This window comes from Thiospirochaeta perfilievii, from assembly GCF_008329945.1.
Taxonomy (GTDB): domain Bacteria; phylum Spirochaetota; class Spirochaetia; order DSM-2461; family DSM-2461; genus Thiospirochaeta; species Thiospirochaeta perfilievii.
In genome coordinates this window covers 822,791-842,225 of the sequence record NZ_CP035807.1, presented here as the reverse complement: position 1 = coordinate 842,225, position 19,435 = coordinate 822,791, and the positions used below count along the sequence as shown (strand labels likewise).

16 protein-coding genes are annotated in these 19,435 nt (G+C 33.4%); 8 read left to right on the top strand and 8 right to left on the bottom strand.

Annotated elements, in window-relative coordinates:
• Positions 1-9: 9 nt before the first annotated feature.
• The 4 genes from EW093_RS03870 to EW093_RS03855 form a co-directional block, all read right to left on the bottom strand.
• Positions 10-1,866, bottom strand: coding sequence for an ABC transporter ATP-binding protein (locus EW093_RS03870; RefSeq protein WP_149567130.1), 1,857 nt, complete (start codon positions 1,864-1,866; stop codon positions 10-12).
• On the bottom strand, positions 1,863-3,938 hold the full coding sequence (locus EW093_RS03865) for an ABC transporter ATP-binding protein (protein ID WP_149567129.1): 2,076 nt from the start codon (positions 3,936-3,938) through the stop codon (positions 1,863-1,865). The genes EW093_RS03870 and EW093_RS03865 overlap by 4 nt, the downstream gene beginning before the upstream one ends.
• 60 nt (positions 3,939-3,998) lie before the next feature.
• Entirely contained in the window at positions 3,999-5,111 is a 1,113-nt protein-coding gene (locus EW093_RS03860; RefSeq protein WP_149566950.1) for an IS110 family RNA-guided transposase, read from the bottom strand.
• A 204-nt stretch (positions 5,112-5,315) separates the two neighbouring features.
• Positions 5,316-5,777, bottom strand: coding sequence for a MarR family winged helix-turn-helix transcriptional regulator (locus EW093_RS03855; protein WP_149567128.1), 462 nt, complete (start codon positions 5,775-5,777; stop codon positions 5,316-5,318).
• A 92-nt stretch (positions 5,778-5,869) separates the two neighbouring features.
• Between EW093_RS03855 and EW093_RS03850 the strand changes: the two genes are divergently transcribed.
• Positions 5,870-6,271 carry a PGPGW domain-containing protein gene (locus EW093_RS03850; RefSeq protein WP_149567127.1) on the top strand — a complete coding sequence of 134 codons (402 nt, stop codon included), beginning with the start codon at positions 5,870-5,872 and terminating at the stop codon, positions 6,269-6,271.
• Here EW093_RS03850 and EW093_RS03845 read toward each other — a convergent pair.
• The 3 genes from EW093_RS03845 to EW093_RS03835 form a co-directional block, all read right to left on the bottom strand.
• Positions 6,263-7,345 carry a bifunctional methionine sulfoxide reductase B/A protein gene (locus EW093_RS03845; RefSeq protein ID WP_149567126.1) on the bottom strand — a complete coding sequence of 361 codons (1,083 nt, stop codon included), beginning with the start codon at positions 7,343-7,345 and terminating at the stop codon, positions 6,263-6,265. The two genes, EW093_RS03850 and EW093_RS03845, sit on opposite strands and share 9 nt — an antisense overlap.
• Before the next feature lie 47 nt (positions 7,346-7,392).
• A complete protein-coding gene (locus EW093_RS03840; protein ID WP_149567125.1) occupies positions 7,393-9,009 on the bottom strand; it encodes a cytochrome c biogenesis protein CcdA in 1,617 nt (538 codons plus the stop codon).
• An 83-nt stretch (positions 9,010-9,092) separates the two neighbouring features.
• Positions 9,093-10,361 carry a hybrid sensor histidine kinase/response regulator gene (locus EW093_RS03835; protein WP_149567124.1) on the bottom strand — a complete coding sequence of 423 codons (1,269 nt, stop codon included), beginning with the start codon at positions 10,359-10,361 and terminating at the stop codon, positions 9,093-9,095.
• A 106-nt stretch (positions 10,362-10,467) separates the two neighbouring features.
• Between EW093_RS03835 and EW093_RS03830 the strand changes: the two genes are divergently transcribed.
• Together EW093_RS03830 and EW093_RS03825 are read left to right on the top strand one after the other, a co-directional pair.
• Positions 10,468-12,165 carry an AMP-binding protein gene (locus EW093_RS03830; RefSeq protein ID WP_149567123.1) on the top strand — a complete coding sequence of 566 codons (1,698 nt, stop codon included), beginning with the start codon at positions 10,468-10,470 and terminating at the stop codon, positions 12,163-12,165.
• A gap of 36 nt (positions 12,166-12,201) precedes the next feature.
• Positions 12,202-12,516 (top strand): hypothetical protein, encoded by a 315-nt coding sequence (locus EW093_RS03825; RefSeq protein WP_149567122.1) that lies wholly within the window; start codon positions 12,202-12,204, stop codon positions 12,514-12,516.
• Positions 12,517-12,518: 2 nt separating this feature from the next.
• Here EW093_RS03825 and EW093_RS03820 read toward each other — a convergent pair whose 3' ends face one another.
• On the bottom strand, positions 12,519-13,211 hold the full coding sequence (locus EW093_RS03820) for a PTS sugar transporter subunit IIA (RefSeq protein WP_187759818.1): 693 nt from the start codon (positions 13,209-13,211) through the stop codon (positions 12,519-12,521).
• A gap of 610 nt (positions 13,212-13,821) precedes the next feature.
• Between EW093_RS03820 and EW093_RS03815 the strand changes: the two genes are divergently transcribed.
• Genes EW093_RS03815 through EW093_RS03795 form a run of 5 tightly spaced genes read left to right on the top strand, consistent with a single transcriptional unit; the run spans position 13,822 to position 19,360 of the window.
• Entirely contained in the window at positions 13,822-15,429 is a 1,608-nt protein-coding gene (locus EW093_RS03815) for an ABC transporter substrate-binding protein (RefSeq protein ID WP_149567120.1), read from the top strand.
• A gap of 56 nt (positions 15,430-15,485) precedes the next feature.
• On the top strand, positions 15,486-16,499 hold the full coding sequence (locus EW093_RS03810) for an ABC transporter permease (protein ID WP_149567119.1): 1,014 nt from the start codon (positions 15,486-15,488) through the stop codon (positions 16,497-16,499).
• A gap of 10 nt (positions 16,500-16,509) precedes the next feature.
• Positions 16,510-17,382 (top strand): ABC transporter permease, encoded by an 873-nt coding sequence (locus tag EW093_RS03805; protein WP_149567118.1) that lies wholly within the window; start codon positions 16,510-16,512, stop codon positions 17,380-17,382.
• Position 17,383: 1 nt separating this feature from the next.
• Positions 17,384-18,385 (top strand): ABC transporter ATP-binding protein, encoded by a 1,002-nt coding sequence (locus EW093_RS03800; RefSeq protein ID WP_149567117.1) that lies wholly within the window; start codon positions 17,384-17,386, stop codon positions 18,383-18,385.
• Positions 18,386-19,360: an ABC transporter ATP-binding protein gene (locus EW093_RS03795; RefSeq protein ID WP_149567116.1), complete on the top strand. Its 975-nt coding sequence runs from the start codon at positions 18,386-18,388 to the stop codon at positions 19,358-19,360.
• Positions 19,361-19,435: the final 75 nt, after the last annotated feature.

Below are 19,435 nucleotides of genomic sequence, written 5' to 3'. Positions count from 1 at the left end.
CCTTGTTATTTAAGCAACAGGAATATCAAATTGACTCTGGTATAGGTCTGCATATAATCCGTTACTTTTAAGTAGTTCGTTGTGGTTACCTTGCTCAACAATATCTCCGTGTTCCATTACTAAAATAGTATCTGCATTTTTAATTGTTGATAGTCTATGGGCTATTACAAAACTAGTTCTATTTTCCATTAAATTATCCATAGCTTTTTGTATTAACCCTTCAGTTCTAGTATCTACTGAACTAGTAGCTTCATCTAAAATTAATATTTTGGGGTCTGCTAAAATAGCCCTTGCTATTGTTAGAAGCTGTTTTTGCCCCTGGGATATATTATTGCTCTCTTCATTTAAAACCATATTATAGCCATCAGGCTGGGTTAATATAAAATGGTCAGCATGGGCTGCCTTTGCAGCAGAGTATACCTGATCGTCTGTAGCTTTTGGGTTACCATACCTAATATTCTCCATTATTGTCTCATTGTATAACCATGTATCTTGTAAAACCATTGCAAAGTTAGACCGTAGATCACCTCTAATAAAATCCTTAATGTTATGATTATCAATTAGTATTTCACCCTGGTTTACATCGTAAAATCTCATTAGAAGTTTAACCATAGTAGTCTTACCTGCACCTGTTGGTCCTACTATTGCTACCTTTGTTCCAGGCTCTGCAATTGCTGAGAAGTTATTTATTATAGGTTTCTCTGGAGTATATGAAAAATGGATATTTTTAAATTCTACCCTTCCAGTTATACTATCTATTTTTATTGGATTATCTGTTTCTGCTATCTCCTGATCCTCATCCATAAACTCGAAAACCCTCTCTGCAGCAGCAGCTGTCTGTTGTAATATATTAGATATATTAGCTAGCTGACCGATAGGTTGATTAAAACTTCTAACATACTGTATAAAAGCTTGTATCTCCCCAACAGAAATAGTTCCCTTCACAACTAAATACCCACCTAAAATACTTATTATTACATAACCTAAGTTACCAACAAACATCATAACCGGCATCATCATTCCTGATAAAAACTGAGACTTCCATGCAGATTTATATAAGCTCTGGTTATAGGTTTCAAAGGTTTTTATACTCTCCTGCTCACCGTTAAAGGCCTTCATAACTAAGTGACCTGAGTACATCTCCTCTATATGCCCATTTGCATTACCAAGGGAAGCTTGTTGCTCTTTAAAATACTTTTGTGATTTTTTAATTATTTTACCCACAATACTCATTGATAATGGGAGAATTAATAGAGCTGCTAGTGTCATTAGCCAGTTTATAGAGAACATCATAACCATAACACCTAAAACAGTAAAAATAGATGTTATTATCTGGGTTAAACTTTGGGATAGAGTTTGATTTACTGTATCTATGTCATTGGTAATCCTTGACAATATCTGACCATGTTTTGTTTTATCGTAGTAGGATAGTGGAATCTTATTCATCTTATGGGATAGGTCTCTACGTAGTCTATATGTTATATCTGTTGAAACAGATGTCATAATCCACCCCATAATATATGAGAATAGGGCTGAAAAGAGATATAGTCCTAGTGTCCAAAGAAGTATATTTCCAATATAACTAAAGTCTATTTTACCCCTACCACTTATTTGAAGTTTTATACCTTCAAAGAGTTTAGTTGTTGCTTTTCCCATAACCTTAGGTCCAATAATCATGGATACAGTTGAGAGAATAGAAACTAGTATAACTATAAATATTTTTAATTTATATGGTGACATATAACTTACTAAACGGCTAATTGTCCCTTTAAAGTTTTTTGCCTTCTCACCACTTAATCCAGCTCTTCCATGTCCTCCACCAAATCCCATTGGTGGCCTATTTTGTTTATTTTTATTTTGGCTCATACTCTCTCCTGTACTCCTAGTTGTGAGGTTGTAATCTCTAAATATTCAGGGCAGGTTTTAAGTAGCTCTTTGTGGGTTCCTCTTCCTACAATCTTACCCTCATCTAAAACAATTATCTGTTCTGCACTCATTATAGTTGCAACTCTTTGGGCTACTAAAATTATTGTGCTTTTTCCGGTATTTAATTTTAAATCCCTTCTAAGTTTTGCGTCTGTTTTAAAATCTAGAGCGGAAAAACTATCATCAAAAATATAGATAGGTGCTTTTTTCATTAATGCTCGACTAATTGCCAACCGCTGCCTTTGGCCTCCCGATACATTACTTCCATCCTGGGATATGGTAAAACTGTATCCCTCATCTTTCTCTAAAATGAAGTCTGTTGCTTGGGCTGTTGAGGTTGCTAAGTTAAAATCCTCAGTTGTTCCATTTTTATTACCATATTTTAAATTAGACTCTATTGTTCCACTAAATAGAACGTTTTTTTGAGGAACATAACCTATAACATCCCTTAGAGCCTCCTGCCTTATATCCCTTATATCGACGCCATCAATAGTTATATTACCCTTTGTTACATCGTAAAACCGTGGAATAAGGTTTATGATAGAGCTCTTTCCAGAACCGGTAGAACCAATAAAAGCAGTTGTTGTTCCCGGTTTTGCTGTAAAACTAATATCAGTTAATGCATTAACTTCACCTCCAGGATATTTAAAACTTACACTGTTAAAGGTAACTTCTCCTTTTAAGTTTTTTGGAAGATCTGTAGGATCTATCTTATCATTTATACTCGGCTTAATATCTAAAACCTCAGAAACCCTCTTTCCCGAAACAGAAGCTCTAGGCAGGGTAATAAAGACCATAGACATCATCATAAAAGACATAACTATCTGCATTGCATACTGTATAAAAGCCATCATATCTCCAACCTGCATTGTACCTAGGGAGACCTGCTTTGAGCCAACCCAAATAATGGATACAGCTAAACCGTTCATAATTAATGAAATTATTGGCATTAATACAACCATAGTTCTAGCGATAAAGAGGTTTGTAGATGTAAGGTCTCTATTTACCTTATCAAATCTCTCTTCCTCAAAATCCTGTCTATTAAAAGCTCTAACAACAAGAAGACCAGATAGGTTTTCCCTGGCTACCAGGTTTAATCTATCAACTAGTTTTTGAACAGTTTTAAATTTTGGCATAGATATAGATATAACTACAGATATAATCCCTAAAAGTACAATTACCGCTATTCCAATAATCCAACCCATAGATGGGGCTTTAGATAGAGCCCTAAAAAATCCCCCTATACCCATTAGTGGAGCATATACAACCATTCGAAGGGTCATAAAGATTATCTGTTGTATTTGTGTAATATCATTTGTAGATCTTGTAATTAATGATGCTGTTGAGAACCTATCAAACTCTGCACTGGAGAAACTTTCAACCTTGGAAAAAAGGTCAAACCGGATTGTTTTAGCTGTTCCGGCAGAAGTTTTAGCTCCAATAAAACCAACAGATACGGCACAAAAAACAGATAGTAGTGTAACTAATAACATTATACCACCTGTTTTAATTATATAATCCCTCTGTAATTTTCCCATATTAACACCTAGTAGTGTATACTCTGATTTAATAATTGTAGTAGCTGCCTGATTTATAAAACTCTCACCCATCTTATCAAATGATGGCATTCCACTTATCTTAAGCAGAGTTTTAGCAAATAAAAGGTCAAAATTTGGGGTAGTCTTTATCTTTTTATTAAGAATTAAAACATTATAATTCTCTATATCTGTATATTTCTTTTTCAAAACTTCAACTTTTGTACTCTTTTGATATATACTTTCAAGAATTTGTAAATCTTTTCCATCAAACTCTTGTGATATACTTATATATAGATCATCCCGAAGAATCTCTGGTATAACATCATCTATTCCACTCTGCTGTATCCCTGTATTTATTATTTTTGACATTAAGTCGGGCAGGGCTAAATCCATATTAACCTGGGTATATAGCAGGATTACTGCTAATATTATTGCTCCAATATACGGCTTTAGATATTTAATTAACTTTAGCATCTAAACTCCTATAAAAAGTCAATATATACCCTTCCGTAAAAAAGCATATATCGTGCTGTTCTACACAGCAAGTGCGGCACCTAATGCTGTCGCCTGCATTTCTCTATATTTACTATTGTGAGCCATTTTCTGAGGATCAAATGGTTCTCTAGTTTTTAGTATTGTATAAACTATGGTACTCATTTTTCTGGCTGTAGCTATAATACTTTTCCCAGAACCTTTATGTTTTTTCATATCTGTATACCTACTCATTAATCTGTATCCCATAGTATGTTTTTTACTTCTAATCATTCCCATTACAGTTTGTACAAATGCAGTTCTAAGCTCTACTGGTCCTCTTTTCGTTATATGACCATGATGTATTGTCATATTTGAGTTTTGAACCCATGGAACAAGTCCTGCATGTGCTGCATATTTTTTTGCACTACTGTATCTTTCAATATCATCAGTAAATGCTCTTATTGTTGATGCTGTTATTATTCCAACACCAGGTATTGTTTGAAGAAGTGCAACATCTTCATCTTCTTCAACCATTTTAGCTAAGACTTTTTCTAAAATCTTGACTTCTGATGATACCTGATCTATCGTATTAAGTAGCGGTCTTACCGCATTGGCGGCGTTTCCGTTAAACCTATGGTCTTCGAGACCCACAAGGATTCGCTGCCTCTCTTTTTTACTTTGCAACTGTCCTCTTTTGGATTCAATACCATATCCAAGTAATAGACCATGAACTTGATTTTTTAAAGAAACAACAGTTTTTACTAAAATAGATCGTGACTTTAATATTCTTCTGATATCTTCACTTTCCTGAGAACATAAAATCGACTCTGGAAGCATATCTTTTTCCAAAAACTCTGCTAATGTTCTTGCATCATGCTTATCTGTTTTCTTCACAGACTCATTTATAACTTTGAACTTCAGTGTATTCACAACTTTTACTTCAATTCCTGCACTAATCATTTTGTTTCTAAAAAATCTTGCATTTCCAGTTGATTCAACAGCAATAGATATTTCGTATCCTTGCTCTATCCATTCTTTAACCTGTTTTAAGAATTCTCCATACCCCGTTTTATTTGTTGGATACATTCCTGATTCTTCAATTTTACGATCTTCACTAAGTGAAAGTGTTGTAAATTGTGTTTTGTGTAGGTCTGAACCTATACTAAGTTTCATATATTGCCCCCTATATTAGACAGCTCCTGTACGGTTGATTAACTCCAATCTCCTATTCGGTCTCGCAGACCATTGAATGTTACGGCTACAGCTCTTCAATCTCCTTTGCGGTCTCGCAGACCAATAAATATGACGAACAGTAGCTTTGCTGTCTTACTAATTATAAAACAGTCTATCAACCAAAGGGGTTATATTTACTTTTTATCATTCCTCCTTTTTATCCTTTTCTTGATTTTGTAATAGGTTATTTGTTAAAGAGTTTAATAAATCCCTATATTTTCCATACTCATTTTCACTGTAGCTATCTACTAGCTCCGCTTGTATTCCTTTAACAGATTCAAAAAAGCCTTTTAATAGTTTCTCTCCATTAGGTGTTAAGTTGTGGAATTTAACCCTACGATCATCTCTACTCTCCTCTCTTTTAAGAAAATCCCTCTGTACCATCTTATCCATTAATTGGCTAGCTGCAGGTCTACTTATATCAAGGCTTCTACTTACGTCACTAACTTGAATTGGTCCATGCTTTTTTATTCTTAAAAGTGTATTTATCTGGGTAATTGAGAGACTGTTTTGCTTAGCATATATATGTAGTTGCCTCATAAAAGTATGCATAGATGCACTCATCCAGTTTTTTATCGCTTCACTAAATTCTTCTTTACTATTCATTATAACCCCTGTATATATAGGTAAGCTTACTTAACTATTAATTATGCTTAATTTAATTGTTTTTTTTAGATTTGTAAATATAATTATAAACAATGTTTGATTTTTTAATATTACATAGAGAGTTAATACTCATTTTTACAATCTTTAGCGCAATAACTTTTTTAGTTAGTTTGATTATAATTCCATTTGTAATTATAAACCTCTCTCCTGACTATTTTAAGGGAGCAAATAAACCTTTATATAGATATAAAAACTTATTTATTAGATACTTTGTTTTAATTTTAAAAAATATAGTTGGATATATTTTTATAATTCTTGGAGTTATTATGTTATTTATTCCTGGACAGGGGCTTTTATCCATAACTCTAGGGTTACTTTTTATAAACTTTCCAGGAAAAAAATCCCTAGAGTATAAATTCTTTTCTAATAAAAAAATTAGTAAGGTTATAAATTCAATTAGAAAAAAAGCAGGAAGAGAAGAGATCTTATTTTAAAAGTTCTGGAAACTCCCTTTTTAAATGATCTAGTTTAGGCATATCCCAGTAAAGAATATATGGATTATTTGGGTTTAATTTTAAAAAATCTTGATGGTATGTCTCTGCCACATAAAACTCTTCTAATTTAGATAGTAGAGTAACTACATCATCTTCTAAACTTTTTATATAATCCTTGGCCTTATCCCTCTGATAATTGTTAGTGTAAAATATCTGGGACCTATATTGAGGACCCTTATCTGGACCTTGATAATTTAATTGTGTGGGATCATGGGCAACTCTAAAAAATACCTCTAAAAGTTGATTATAAGTAATTATACTAGGATCAAACTCAACTAAAACCGCTTCTGCATGTTTTGTTAGGCCTGAACTTACACTCTTATAATTAGCACTGCTTTTTTTACCACCAGAGTAACCGGATTTAACATCTATAACACCATTTATAGATTCAAAAATAGCTTCTACACCCCAAAAACAACCTCCCGCAAAAACAGCTGTCTCAAACTCTATATCATTAAAAAGATATAGGTAATAACCGTAACCTGAACTCTTTAATTCATCCTTTGGTATAAAAAGAAGGGATGCAGAATTTATACAGTATCTATTCCCAGTAGGTTTTGGACCATCAGAAAAAAGGTGTCCCAGGTGGGAGTCTGCATATAGACTTCTTACTTCAACCCTTGTTAAATTGTAGCTTTTATCCTCTAAGTTAACTATATTTGTGGGTTCTAAGGGTTTAGTAAAACTTGGCCATCCTGTGCCTGAGTCAAACTTATCTGTAGAACTAAATAGGGGTTCCCCAGAAACTATATCCACATAGATTCCTTCATCGTGGTTGTCCCAGTATCTATTATTATATGCTCTCTCTGTTGAGTTTTTTTGTGTAACTAAAAATTGGATATTTGTTAACCTCTCTTGTAACTCTTTGATACTAGGTTTTATATATTCCCCACTGGTATTAGGAGGTAAAACCCCCTCTATTTCAGGTTTATAACTATCCTTGTTTCCCTTTGAAAATATAGGAAAACCAATAGCTACTACTATTAAAATTACTATTATATTGTACTTTCTCATACTTATATCCTCCTAGGATACTTATCCAAATGTAAATGCAAACAGCCTCAAGGGCCATCTACCCTCAATCTTAGTGTGTTTGAACCACTATTATCCAACTCTAAAAGTTTATATAATCTGCTCTGTGTAGGTCTAATTTCCTGAACTTTTTCATTATTAAGGTATACTTCTATAAAACCACTAGTTCCCTCAGGTTCAATGACTATATAGAGATCTTTTGAGAAGAAATTTAGTACTAAATCCCCACTATCCTGGGGAATAATATACTCTTCTGTTATTAACCAGTTACCACTTAAACTCCACATACCATTTTCTAAATTACTAACTAAAGAGTAGAATCTACTCTTATCTGCTAATATTTTCTCAACCGATTTAAAACCCCTAGATCGACTATATCCAAGATAAATTTCAGGTGTATTACTCTGATTTTCCTCTTCCAACATATTTGTTGGTTTGTTATCAATTTCAACACCAGCCTCTATAAGCAGTGCTCTAATAACCTTTTCTGATGTTTCATAATCACCTTCCCCAAAGTGAAAATATCTAACAACTCCATTTATATCTATAAAATATTTTGCAGGCCAGTATCTATTGTTATAGGAGTTCCAAATTGAGTAGTCATTATCTTGTATTACAGGCCATGTAATTCCTAAATCTTTAACAGCTTTATCAACGTTATTTTTATCCCTTTCAAAGACAAACTCTGGGGTATGAACACCAACTATCTCCAACCCTAAACCCTTATAATTCTCATACCATGATCTAAGATAGGGGATAGTTCTAACACAATTCACACAGCTATAAGTCCAAAAATCGACTATAACAACACTCCCTTTAAGGCCTAAAAGAGGTTCGGGAGCTAAACCATAATATCCAAGTTTCCCTTTTTCAGGCTCTTTAGAAGTTCTAAAATCACCACTATCTTCTAGATTATTACCAAGGGCATTTTGTACAATATCACTATTTTCAAAGGCCGTAAGACCACTGCCGTAGTTGGGAAATAGATTCAAAATCCTGTTCTGAAACTGCCTATCTAGATTAAAAGCTATAGATATCCCTACTATAATCATAATTATTCCAAAAAATCTCTCTAGTTTTTCAGGATTTCTAGTTAAAAAAGGTACTTTTGTAATAATTGCTTTTCCTCCATATATAACCGCAAGCATAGGTAGTGCAGTTCCTATAGAGTAGGATAGAATTATAAATACAGAGTCTAAATTTACATTTTGAGTAGCAGCAAGTGTAATAACAGAGGCCATTATTGGTCCAACACATGGAGTCCAAATAATTCCTAGTGTTAGGCCTATAAAAAAACCACCACTAAATCCATCTCTCTTCTTATGGTCTCCACCTCTATTGATTAGGGAGACTAAAATTTCAAAAGTTTCTTTTAGCTTTGGAGTAAGCATTATAAGACCAAATAATATTAAGCTTATATAGGCTACGGTTCTAAGGGTATTAGTAGGAACATTTAAAAAATCCACTAGGAATGTTAAAGATAGGGTAAAAACTACAAAGCTAATTATAAAGCCGGTAATAATACCGTAGGGACGCCTTCTATTCCCTATCGATCCAGTTAGTATAACTGGGAGCATTGGAAGTATACAGGGAGATAATATTGTTATTATTCCAGATAAAAAAGCAAAAAGTATAAGAATTATCATATAAGATACCACCTTTGTTAAGTTTAATCCTATTTCTATATTAAATCATTACTGGTTTTAATGAAAATGATAACTTTTATTATTTAATTAGAGATTGGTAGATAAAGTTTAAATTGTACATAGGGTTTCTTTTGGCCATTTGTATAATCAATAATATTCTTACACTCTAGGCCACCATTCATTTTATTTATTTGGTTTCGGCAAATATATAAACCAGTTCCATTGGCCCACTTTTCCTCTGGATGGGTAGTTGGGTAGGACTCAATTGTATAGAACATATCAAATACTAGTTCTATATAGTCGTAGGGTATTCCAATAACTCCCTGGTCTCCATTTGTCAATATCTCTTTTGGTATTACCTCGTTTCGAACTTCAAATAGAAGCCAATTTTTTGTATCCTTTTGAGGACTATACCGCATTAGACTTTGATTACTAATTTTATATACCTCAATAAATATTTTGGACTTATTTGGAGAGTATTTTATCCCATTTATACAAACTTCCTCAAAAATGTCTATAAACATCTCATAATCTATTTCTACTTCTCCATCTAGTTCTGTTAACCCAAGGTTTACGGATAACTCTCTACTACTATTATGAAAAAGATCCTCTAGTCTATTTGTAAAATGATCTTTTACTTTGTGATACAAACTTCTAATTTCTAAAGTTTCCATATTTAATTCAGGCAAATTAGTAATAAAATCTAGATACTCAAAGGCTTTTCTCTGGTTAGATGCTGACTCGGTAACAAGATTTAAAAGATCACTATCTAATAGTAGACTTCCATCTTCATTTGTTGGAAGACCATTTAAAATATCCAGCCAGACATAACCTCCCCCAGAGTTAATTGAACGGGTAAAATATGTTATCATCTGCTTAGTCTGCTTAATATCTTTTCCGGCATATAGATCTCTCCAATTACTAAGCTTATTTTTTTCTAATTCAATAAGATCTCTTTCAAGCTCAATTTTGTGGAGTTTCTTCTCCATTATTGATCTATCGATTACCCTAGATACTCTGTATATAAGGTCATCGGAAAGAATAGGTTTTATTAAATAATCGGAAATACCCTTTTCAAAGTGTTCAATAACACTTTTTATATCATTATTAGATGTAAATATTATAAATGGAATATCTTTATCTTTAACTCTTATAGCTTTAAATAGTTCTAATCCATTAAGGTGTGGCATATGAATATCAGATAATATTAGATCGGCTTTACCTTGAAAATATTCTGTTAACATAAATCTTGGATCATTATAACATATTACTTCATGGTAATATTTAGTTAAAATAGTTTTTACTAACACAGTTTGAGTTTTATCATCATCTACAACAATTATTTTACTCATAAAGTAATTGTATTAACACTATTTATAGAATACAAGAATATTTTTTTTTAAACATATTTGTCAAATTAGGGAAATAGAATTATATTGTTTGTTAACGAGGTGATAAATGTACAGTCCATGGAAAAAATTAGACAAATATAAAGGAGATAAAATAGCAGGAGAGTGGCCAACAATACCAGAAATGTTTGACATTACTACTGATGAATTTCCCAATAATAGGGCATTCACTATTTTTAATCCTAACGAGTTTACATTAACATATAAAGAATCCAATGTAATTATAAATAAAATATCAAGATATCTATCTTTTAAGGGTATAAAAAAAGGGGATAATGTAGCCCTTGCAGGTAAAAACTCCCCAGAGTGGGCTTTAGCATACTTAGGCATTGTGAATATGGGGGCGGTTGTAGTTCCTATAGATTATGCGTTAAGTAATAATGAGATAGTAGAATTAATAAAGTTATCCGATTCCAAATTAATGTTCTCCGAAGTTGATAAGTATCAGTTTATTAAGGATAACAGTGTTGACCTTTTAGGTTATATTAGTTTAAACAGTGGTTCTGAAAACTACATACTAGATTTAGATGATGTTGATAACAGTTTTGAGAAACCTGTTGAGAGTGATATAGCAGCAATTCTATATACCTCTGGGACTACTGGAGTGTCTAAGGGTGTAATGTTAACCCATAAAAACTTCTCAAGTGATGTTTTTCTAGCTCAAAGTAATTTAAAAATATACTCTACTGATGTTTTTTACGCCCTACTACCAATACATCACTCATATACTATGACTTCAGTATTTTTTGAAGCAATTTACGTTGGAGCTGAGGTTATATTTGGTAAACAGTTAGTTTTTGCAAAAATACTAGAGGATTTTAACAAGGGTAAAGTTACTATGTTCCTTGGTGTTCCTATGTTATTTAATAAAATATTAAATGGTTTATTAAATGGGGTAAAAAAGAAGAGTATAGTTTTATATGGTGTAATTAGATTTTTAATGTCAATTAGTGGATTTATTAAGAAGAGTTTTAAGGTTAATCCAGGGAAAAAAATGTTTAACTTTTTACTAAAAAAGGCATCATTACAAAATATAAGAATATGTATTTCTGGTGGTGGTCCTCTAGCCCCATCTACATTTAAGCACTTTAATCAATTGGGAATTGACTTTGTTCAAGGGTATGGATTAACAGAGGCAGCTCCAATGTTAGCTTTAAATCCTAAGGAGCATTATAAGGTAGATTCTGTTGGTAAGATAATATCAAATGTTGATGTTAAGATCATAAATAAGGATGCTGAGGGTATAGGTGATATTGTTGCAAAGGGTCCAAATATTATGTTGGGGTATTATAAGAATGAAGAGGCAACAAAAAATGCTTTTACCAGTGATGGATATTTAAAAACAGGTGATGTTGGTTATCTAGACAGTGATAACTATCTATATTTAACAGGTAGAAAATCCTCACTTATTGTTACAGAAGGTGGTAAAAATGTTTATCCTGAAGAGTTAGAAGATGCATTCCAACTATATAATGAGATTGAACAAGTTTTGGTTAAAGGATATTTAAAGGATTCTAGATATCTCTCCGAGGGTATAGAAGTTATTTTTTATCCAACAACTGAGTTTTGTGAGGGAAAAACAGAGGATGAAATTAAGAGCTTCTTTTCATCTATAGTTAAAGATGTAAATAAAACTTTAACAAGTTATAAGCATATTGACCGTCTCTACATTGCTAAAGAGGCTCTACCTATGACAACTACTAAAAAATTAGAAGGAATGTTGTTAATAAGGAATTTGAAAACATAAAAAAATATTAAAATTGATATAAAAAAGGGAGAACCTATGAAGAAAAAAATTACTTTGATAACAGCAATTTTTGTTGTTGCACTATTTTTAACATCCTGTACTGCAGGTGTTAATGTTGCTGAGAAAGTCCCAAATAGTCAGGAATATTTGGCTGGTTTTTTTAGGGGGTTATGGCATGGTTTTATACTGCTTTTCTCATTTATAGGTTCTCTATTTAATGACACTATTTCAATCTATGAGGTTCATAATTCTGGAGGACTCTATGACCTCGGTTTTCTTATAGGAGCTAGTACTTTCTTTGGAGGAAGTGGTAGAGCCGGGAAAAGAAGGTGTAAAAAAGAGAGATATTAATTTTACTCTTTATTATTTATCTGTTGTTCTCCAATAATAAAGAACTTAATAAACTCTTTAGGTTCTTTAATTTTCTTTAACTTATCAATATTCCCATTAATTGAGAGGATTTGTGATAGTTTTGAGAGGATTTTTAGGTGTACAACTTCGCTATCTGATAGTAGTAGTAGAAAAATATATGTTTTTTTCCCATCCATTGATGAAAAGTCTATACCCTCAGTGGATTTACCTATAACAATTTTTGGTTCTGTAACAATTGTGCCACAGGGCTTTCTTAAATGGGGAAGGGCTATACCTTGACCAATAGAAGTAGAAGTAATCTGCTCCCTTTCTAAAAGTTTCTTTATAAACTCCTCTTTATTGGCAATAAGTTCATTTTTGTAAGCATTTTCAGCAAGTTCTGTAATAACTTGAGGGCCTGTTGTTCCCTTTAACTCAGGAAGTATAGAAGACTCATCAATAAGTCTGGATATCTGTATAAAATCAAACTCCTTTTCAACTAATCTTGAAAAATCATTTTGAGGAATAACCTCCATCTTTGCAGTTATCCAATCATCTAACATAACCTTTGAGAATCTCCACTGATTTGCTATTTTTGCACATGGAATTTCTCCTGACTTAACCATTTTTAATATTGTTTTATCTGATAACTGTAGGTATTCGGCTACTTCTTGTAATGTTAAAATCTCCTTCATACTTACCCCTTGCATATATTATATGAACGTAAATATTATATCAGATATAGTTAGTATTATATAAGCTTTTAATTTAAAAATATCTTTATAAATATAAAGTGTATCTTTATACAGTTGATGCTTCTAGTATAAAAAAGGAGATAGCCCTTTAATTGTAGCTAATAAAAAATTTATTTATTGGGGTAAGTTTTGGTTTTATTTAGTTTTATCTATAAAAAGTAAATTAAGTTCAAGATATTTCCACCTGTAGGTTCTAAGTTATTCGTATAATTATTTGTGAAATTTAAATATTTCGTAGAGTCATAGTGTATAAATACTAATCTAGTAGTTTTTTTACTAATTTTTGCGAAGATTAAGCTAAAAAAATGGTTGTTTTGTTGCTTGTTAGGCTCTATGTGCTATAAAGTAACCGTTAATTTTAGTTATTGTAGTTTAAATGCTCAATGGTAGCTGTTTTTAAACTACTTAATTGTAATAATGTTGTTGCAATCCTACATTCTTGTGCTATAATTCACTTAAAATTGTATTGTAAGCGTTTTCTGTGGGTTTTATCTCATGGCATGGTATTTGCAGTATTTAATAGTGAATAAAAATATTTATAGGAGTAAATATGAAAAAAATTGAGAAACTAGTTGCCTTATTAGTGGTAGCTATCTTATCTGTTTTATCCTTCTCTTGTCAGAAAGAGAGTGAAACTGTAGTTAATAAGGATAGTGATAGTAAATTTGGCGGAGTTCTTGTCTTTGCACGGTCAGGTGATTCTGTAGGTTTAGATCCAGGAAGAGAGACTGATGGTGAATCCTTTTATGGAAGTACACCTGTATATGATACTTTAGTTGAGTTTGTTCCAGGTGAAACCTCTATTCAACCAGCTTTGGCAAAATCTTGGGAGTTTGCAAGTGATGGACTGTCTGTTAAATTCTTTTTAAGAGAGGGTGTTAAGTTTCATGATGGTACACCACTAAATGCAGATGCTGTAGTTTACTCTTTTGAACGTCAATTTGTTAAAGATCACCCTGCATATAGTTTTGGACCTTGGAAATACTGGGGTTATATGGATATGGATAATATTGTAGAGAGTGTAACTGCAATAGATGATCTGACTGTAGAATTTAAGCTGAAGAAAAAAGAAGCTCCTTTTATTGCTAACTTAGCAATGGATTTTGCTGCAATTATCTCACCTACAGCTGCTGAAAAATATGGTGCTGATTTAGCAACAAATCCTGTAGGTACTGGACCATTTAAATTTGTATCATGGATAAAAGATGACTCTATTGTATATGAACGAAACCCTGACTTCTGGGGTGGTGATGTATATTTAGATCGTTTAATCATAAAGGTAATACCAGATGCAACATCAAGATGGTTAGCCCTTCAAAAGGGTGAGGTTGATGTTATAGACTTCCCATCCCCAGAGGATTTAGCTGATATGAAGTCAACTGATGGTATTAAGGTTATTCAACAAGAGGGACTTAATGTAGGTTATCTTGCTTTAAATAATGAGAAAGCACCCTATGATAATAAATTAGTAAGACAAGCTATGAACTACGCAATTGATAGAAACGAAATTGTAGCTGGGGTTTATGGTGAAGCTGGTAAACCTGCTAAAAATCCTCTTCCTCCAACAATGTGGTCATATAATGACGATATTGTAGCCTATGAGTATAACCCTGAAAAAGCAAAAGAGTTATTAGCTGAAGCTGGTTACGCAGATGGGTTTAAAACTGAAATTTGGGCAATGCCTGTAGCTAGACCATATAATCCTAATGGTAAAAAAGTTGCTGAAATTATGCAGGCTCAACTTGCTAAAGTTGGAATTGAAGTTGAAATTATATCCTACGAGTGGGGTACATACTTAGATAAAACAGATCAGGGTGAGCATCAAGCTGCTATGTTAGGCTGGACTGGTGATAATGGAGATCCTGATAACTTTTTATGGGTACTACTATCTGAGATGGCAGCTGAAAAACCAGCTGGAAATATAGCTTTCTGGAAAAACTCAGAGTTTACAGAGCTATGTGCTAAGGCAAAAGAGGAGATGGACCCAGCTAAGAGAACCCAGTTATATAGGGAAGCTCAGGTTATCTTCCATGAGGAAGCTCCTTGGGTACCTATTGCCCACTCTATTGTTTCTGAACCTATGAAAGAGAGTGTTCAAGACTTTGTATTATATCCTACTGGTCGAAGAGTATTTACTAAGGTTTGGTTAAAAAAATAAGTATTAAGCCGCCAGGATTTGGCGGTTTTTTTTAATCCATTTATTAAGAAGGTAATATGTTAAAATACATAATAAATCGACTATTATTATTAATACCCACACTTATAGGAGTGGTTACTTTGGTATTTTTCATGATAGCATTGGCTCCAGGTGATCCGGCTCGGGTAATGCTTGGTGAGAGAGCGAGTAAAGAGAAAATTGAAAGACTAAGGGAAGATCTTGGACTTGATAAACCTTTAATTCAGCAGTACGGATTATATATGCAGAGGGTTGCCCATCTAGATTTTGGAAAATCTATTAAATCTGGTCAAAAAGTTATGAACGAGATTAAAGAGAGATTCCCTGCAACTATAGAGTTGGCTATTTGTGCTATGATATTTGCAACAATTCTTGGTATATTAATTGGTGTTATATCAGCTACTAAAAAGAATACTTGGGTAGATTTTTCTGCAATGGTAGGTGCTCTTTTTGGTGTATCTATGCCTGTTTTCTGGTTAGCACTAGTAATGATTATGGTTTTTTCTGTAGGACTAAACCTATTCCCTACAGGTGGAAGAATAAACATTAGATACTACTTCTCCCCAGAAACAAATTTTTATCTATTAGATACTTTTAAATATATTTTTACTGGACATCCTGAATACTTTACATCAGCACTACACCATTTGATTCTACCATCTATAGCCTTAGGGACTATTCCTTTGGCAATTATTGCTAGAACAACAAGAAGTAGTATGTTAGAGGTCTTAAAACAGGACTATATAAAGACTGTAAGGTCTGCTGGTATTAAAGAGAGTAGAGTTATCTATAGGTACGCATTAAGAAATGCCCTACTACCAGTTATTACAGTTATTGGGCTTCAGTTTGGACTTTTATTATCCGGAGCAATTTTAACAGAAACAATTTTTGCATGGCCAGGGATTGGTAAGTGGCTCTATCAAGCTATTGAAGCTAGGGACTATCCTGCTGTTCAAGGTGGTATAATAATTATATCAACCTGTTTTGTTTTAATTAATTTAGTAGTTGATATTTTATATTCAATAGTAAATCCAAAAATTAGGTTACAGTAGGGAGGAAGTTATGAAAGTAGATAATACACTTCCTAAAAAGGACTCTCTTTTTTGGGAACATTGGCATCAATTTAAAAGTAATAAAACAGCTGTTACAGGATTAATTATTATTCTTGTATTTATAATAATTGGGTTATTTGCGCCACTTATATCCCCAATGGATCCTATTGCTCAAAATATTGAGTTACGAAAGTCTGCTCCATTTACAAATGGGTTTATTCTAGGATCAGATGACCTTGGTCGAGATATGCTCTCAAGGATAATATATGGTGCAAGAATTTCAATGTTAATTGGTGTTTTTGCAGTCTCTATATCATTAACCTGCGGTGCAATAATTGGTTTAATTAGTGCTTTTTATGGTGGTATTGTAGATAAAATTATTATGAGGTTAATAGATATTATGTTGGCTTTTCCATATATTTTATTAACAATTGTTATTGTAGCAATTCTAGGTCCATCCCTAACAAATGGGATGATAGCCATTGGTATATCCCAGATACCTAGTTATGCCAGGGTTGTTAGGGCTTCAGTTTTAGCAGAGAAAGAGAATGATTATGTAATGGCTGAAAGAGCGTTAGGAGCCCCAGACTGGGAGTTAATGATCTTTTCAATTCTACCAAACTGTTTAGCTCCTATCTCTGTTCAGGCTACCCTTGGAATAGGAACTGCTATATTAGACTCTGCTGCACTATCCTTTCTAGGTTTAGGGGCGCAACCTCCCACACCTGAATGGGGTTTAATGATTGCTAGTTCTAAGGAGTTTGTAACAAGTGCATGGTGGATTGTAACCCTTCCTGGTATTGCAACTCTATTGGCTGTATTAGGTTTTAACCTTTTAGGTGATGGATTAAGGGATATTTTAGACCCTAGGATGAGGGACTAGTATGAAAAAAGAAAAATTGCTTTCCATGGAAAATATAAGTGTTAATTTTAATACAAGACGTGGAGTTGTTAGAGCCGTTCGTAATCTCTCTTTATCTATAGATAAGGGGGAGACTTTAGCCCTAGTTGGGGAATCAGGTTGTGGTAAATCCGTTACAGCCCATACTATAAACAGATTAATACCCATGCCTCCTGGAATTATTGAGTCTGGAAAGGTTATGTTTAATGGGGAAAATTTACTAGATCTCTCTGAGGATGAGATGCAAAAGAAGCGTGGAACCGATATATCCATGATATTCCAAGAGCCTATGACTAGTTTAAACCCAGTTTTTAAAATAGGAACCCAGTTAGCCGATGTATTTATGACCCATCAAGGGATGAAAAAGAGGGATGCTATAATTAAGGCAGAGGAGTTATTAGGTAAGGTTAAAATTCCATCTCCTAAAAAAGTTTTAAACGACTATCCCCATCAGTTATCCGGCGGTATGAGGCAGAGAGTTATGATAGCCATGGCTTTAGCATCACCAGAACCTGGTTTAATGATAGCAGATGAACCAACAACAGCGTTAGATGTTACAATTCAGGCACAAATTCTTGATCTACTAGCAGACTTAAAAGAGAGTGTTAATATGGCACTACTACTTATTACCCACGATATGGGTGTTGTTGCAGAGACAGCTGATAGGGTAATTGTAATGTACGCTGGGCGAAAGGTGGAAGAGGGGAGTGTATATCAAATATTTGATAACCCTAAACACCCATATACCCTAGGTCTTTTAAATTCACTACCTTCCAACGATAAGTATAGTAGTTCAACAAGGTTAGAAGCTATAGATGGTACAGTTCCAGATCTATTAACCCTTGGAGAAGGTTGTCCATTTGCTAATAGGTGTACCTTCTATGAAAAAAAGTGTGATATTAGTTTTCCAGAGGAGTCTAGTGTAGAAGATGGTCACTCCATTTGGTGTTTTAAAGCTTCTGATTTTTTAAAGGGGGATATATAGATGGATGATAAAGTATTAATGGAGGTTAAAAACCTTAAAAAGTATTATGAAATTCCCTCAACTAAAATAGGTGGAAAGTCCCAATACGTTAAAGCACTAGATGATATCTCCTTTACTCTACAAAAAGGTGAGATCCTAGGGATTGTTGGGGAATCAGGTTGTGGTAAATCGACGTTAGGAAAAACTATATTAAGGTTACATGAGAAGACAGAAGGAGAGGTTATATATAATAATACAGACCTTTTCTCTTTAACAAAATCTGAACTTAGTAGTATTAGAAAAGATATACAGATGGTATTCCAAGACCCATTCTCCTCTTTAAATCCTCGGAAAAAAGTAGAAGCTTTAATAGGACAACCCTTAAAGATTCATAAAGAAGGGAATATTATAGAGAGAAGTAAAAAGGTGGAATCCATCATGGAAGAAGTTGGAATAAACCCTCTATATAAAAAAAGATTTCCCCATCAGTTCTCTGGTGGGCAGAGACAGAGAATTGGTATTGCAAGAGCTCTAGCTTTAAATCCAGAGTTAGTTGTTTGTGATGAAGCTGTTTCTGCACTAGATGTATCAGTCCAAGCACAAATAATTAACCTACTACTAGACCTTTGGGAGAAACATAAACTCACCTACATATTTATAGCCCATGATCTATCGGTTGTAGAGTTTATATCCACTAGGATTATTGTTATGTATTTAGGGCGAATTGTTGAAATTGCTGATAAAAAGGAGCTTGTAGAGAGACATGTCCACCCCTATAGCAAGGCTCTTTTTGAAGCATTCCCTCTAACTAATCCCCATAATAGACAGGATAAAAAAAGGGTAGTAATTGGGGATGTTCCTAGTCCTTTAAATCCCCCTAAGGGGTGTCACTTTCATCCTAGATGTCCCTATGCTATGGAGAGGTGTAAAAGAGAGTACCCACCTTTAAAAGAAATTTCAAAGGGACACTCTGTTGCCTGTTGGATAGAAAATTAAGAAAAAGATTGACTATTCACATACCTAGGATCTATCCTTAGTAAATGACCAAAGTGGTCATTTACTAAGGAGATA

Coding starts and splice junctions, on each gene's coding strand:
- EW093_RS03845 (WP_149567126.1), bottom strand. CDS start 7,345: ATGAGAAAGTACAATATAATAGTAATTTTAATAGTAGTAGCTATTGGT.
- EW093_RS03835 (WP_149567124.1), bottom strand. CDS start 10,361: ATGAGTAAAATAATTGTTGTAGATGATGATAAAACTCAAACTGTGTTA.
- EW093_RS03860 (WP_149566950.1), bottom strand. CDS start 5,111: ATGAAACTTAGTATAGGTTCAGACCTACACAAAACACAATTTACAACA.
- EW093_RS03840 (WP_149567125.1), bottom strand. CDS start 9,009: ATGATAATTCTTATACTTTTTGCTTTTTTATCTGGAATAATAACAATA.
- EW093_RS03795 (WP_149567116.1), top strand. CDS start 18,386: ATGGATGATAAAGTATTAATGGAGGTTAAAAACCTTAAAAAGTATTAT.
- EW093_RS03855 (WP_149567128.1), bottom strand. CDS start 5,777: ATGAATAGTAAAGAAGAATTTAGTGAAGCGATAAAAAACTGGATGAGT.
- EW093_RS03870 (WP_149567130.1), bottom strand. CDS start 1,866: ATGAGCCAAAATAAAAATAAACAAAATAGGCCACCAATGGGATTTGGT.
- EW093_RS03850 (WP_149567127.1), top strand. CDS start 5,870: ATGTTTGATTTTTTAATATTACATAGAGAGTTAATACTCATTTTTACA.
- EW093_RS03800 (WP_149567117.1), top strand. CDS start 17,384: ATGAAAAAAGAAAAATTGCTTTCCATGGAAAATATAAGTGTTAATTTT.
- EW093_RS03820 (WP_187759818.1), bottom strand. CDS start 13,211: ATGAAGGAGATTTTAACATTACAAGAAGTAGCCGAATACCTACAGTTA.
- EW093_RS03830 (WP_149567123.1), top strand. CDS start 10,468: ATGTACAGTCCATGGAAAAAATTAGACAAATATAAAGGAGATAAAATA.
- EW093_RS03805 (WP_149567118.1), top strand. CDS start 16,510: ATGAAAGTAGATAATACACTTCCTAAAAAGGACTCTCTTTTTTGGGAA.
- EW093_RS03825 (WP_149567122.1), top strand. CDS start 12,202: ATGAAGAAAAAAATTACTTTGATAACAGCAATTTTTGTTGTTGCACTA.
- EW093_RS03815 (WP_149567120.1), top strand. CDS start 13,822: ATGAAAAAAATTGAGAAACTAGTTGCCTTATTAGTGGTAGCTATCTTA.
- EW093_RS03810 (WP_149567119.1), top strand. CDS start 15,486: ATGTTAAAATACATAATAAATCGACTATTATTATTAATACCCACACTT.
- EW093_RS03865 (WP_149567129.1), bottom strand. CDS start 3,938: ATGCTAAAGTTAATTAAATATCTAAAGCCGTATATTGGAGCAATAATA.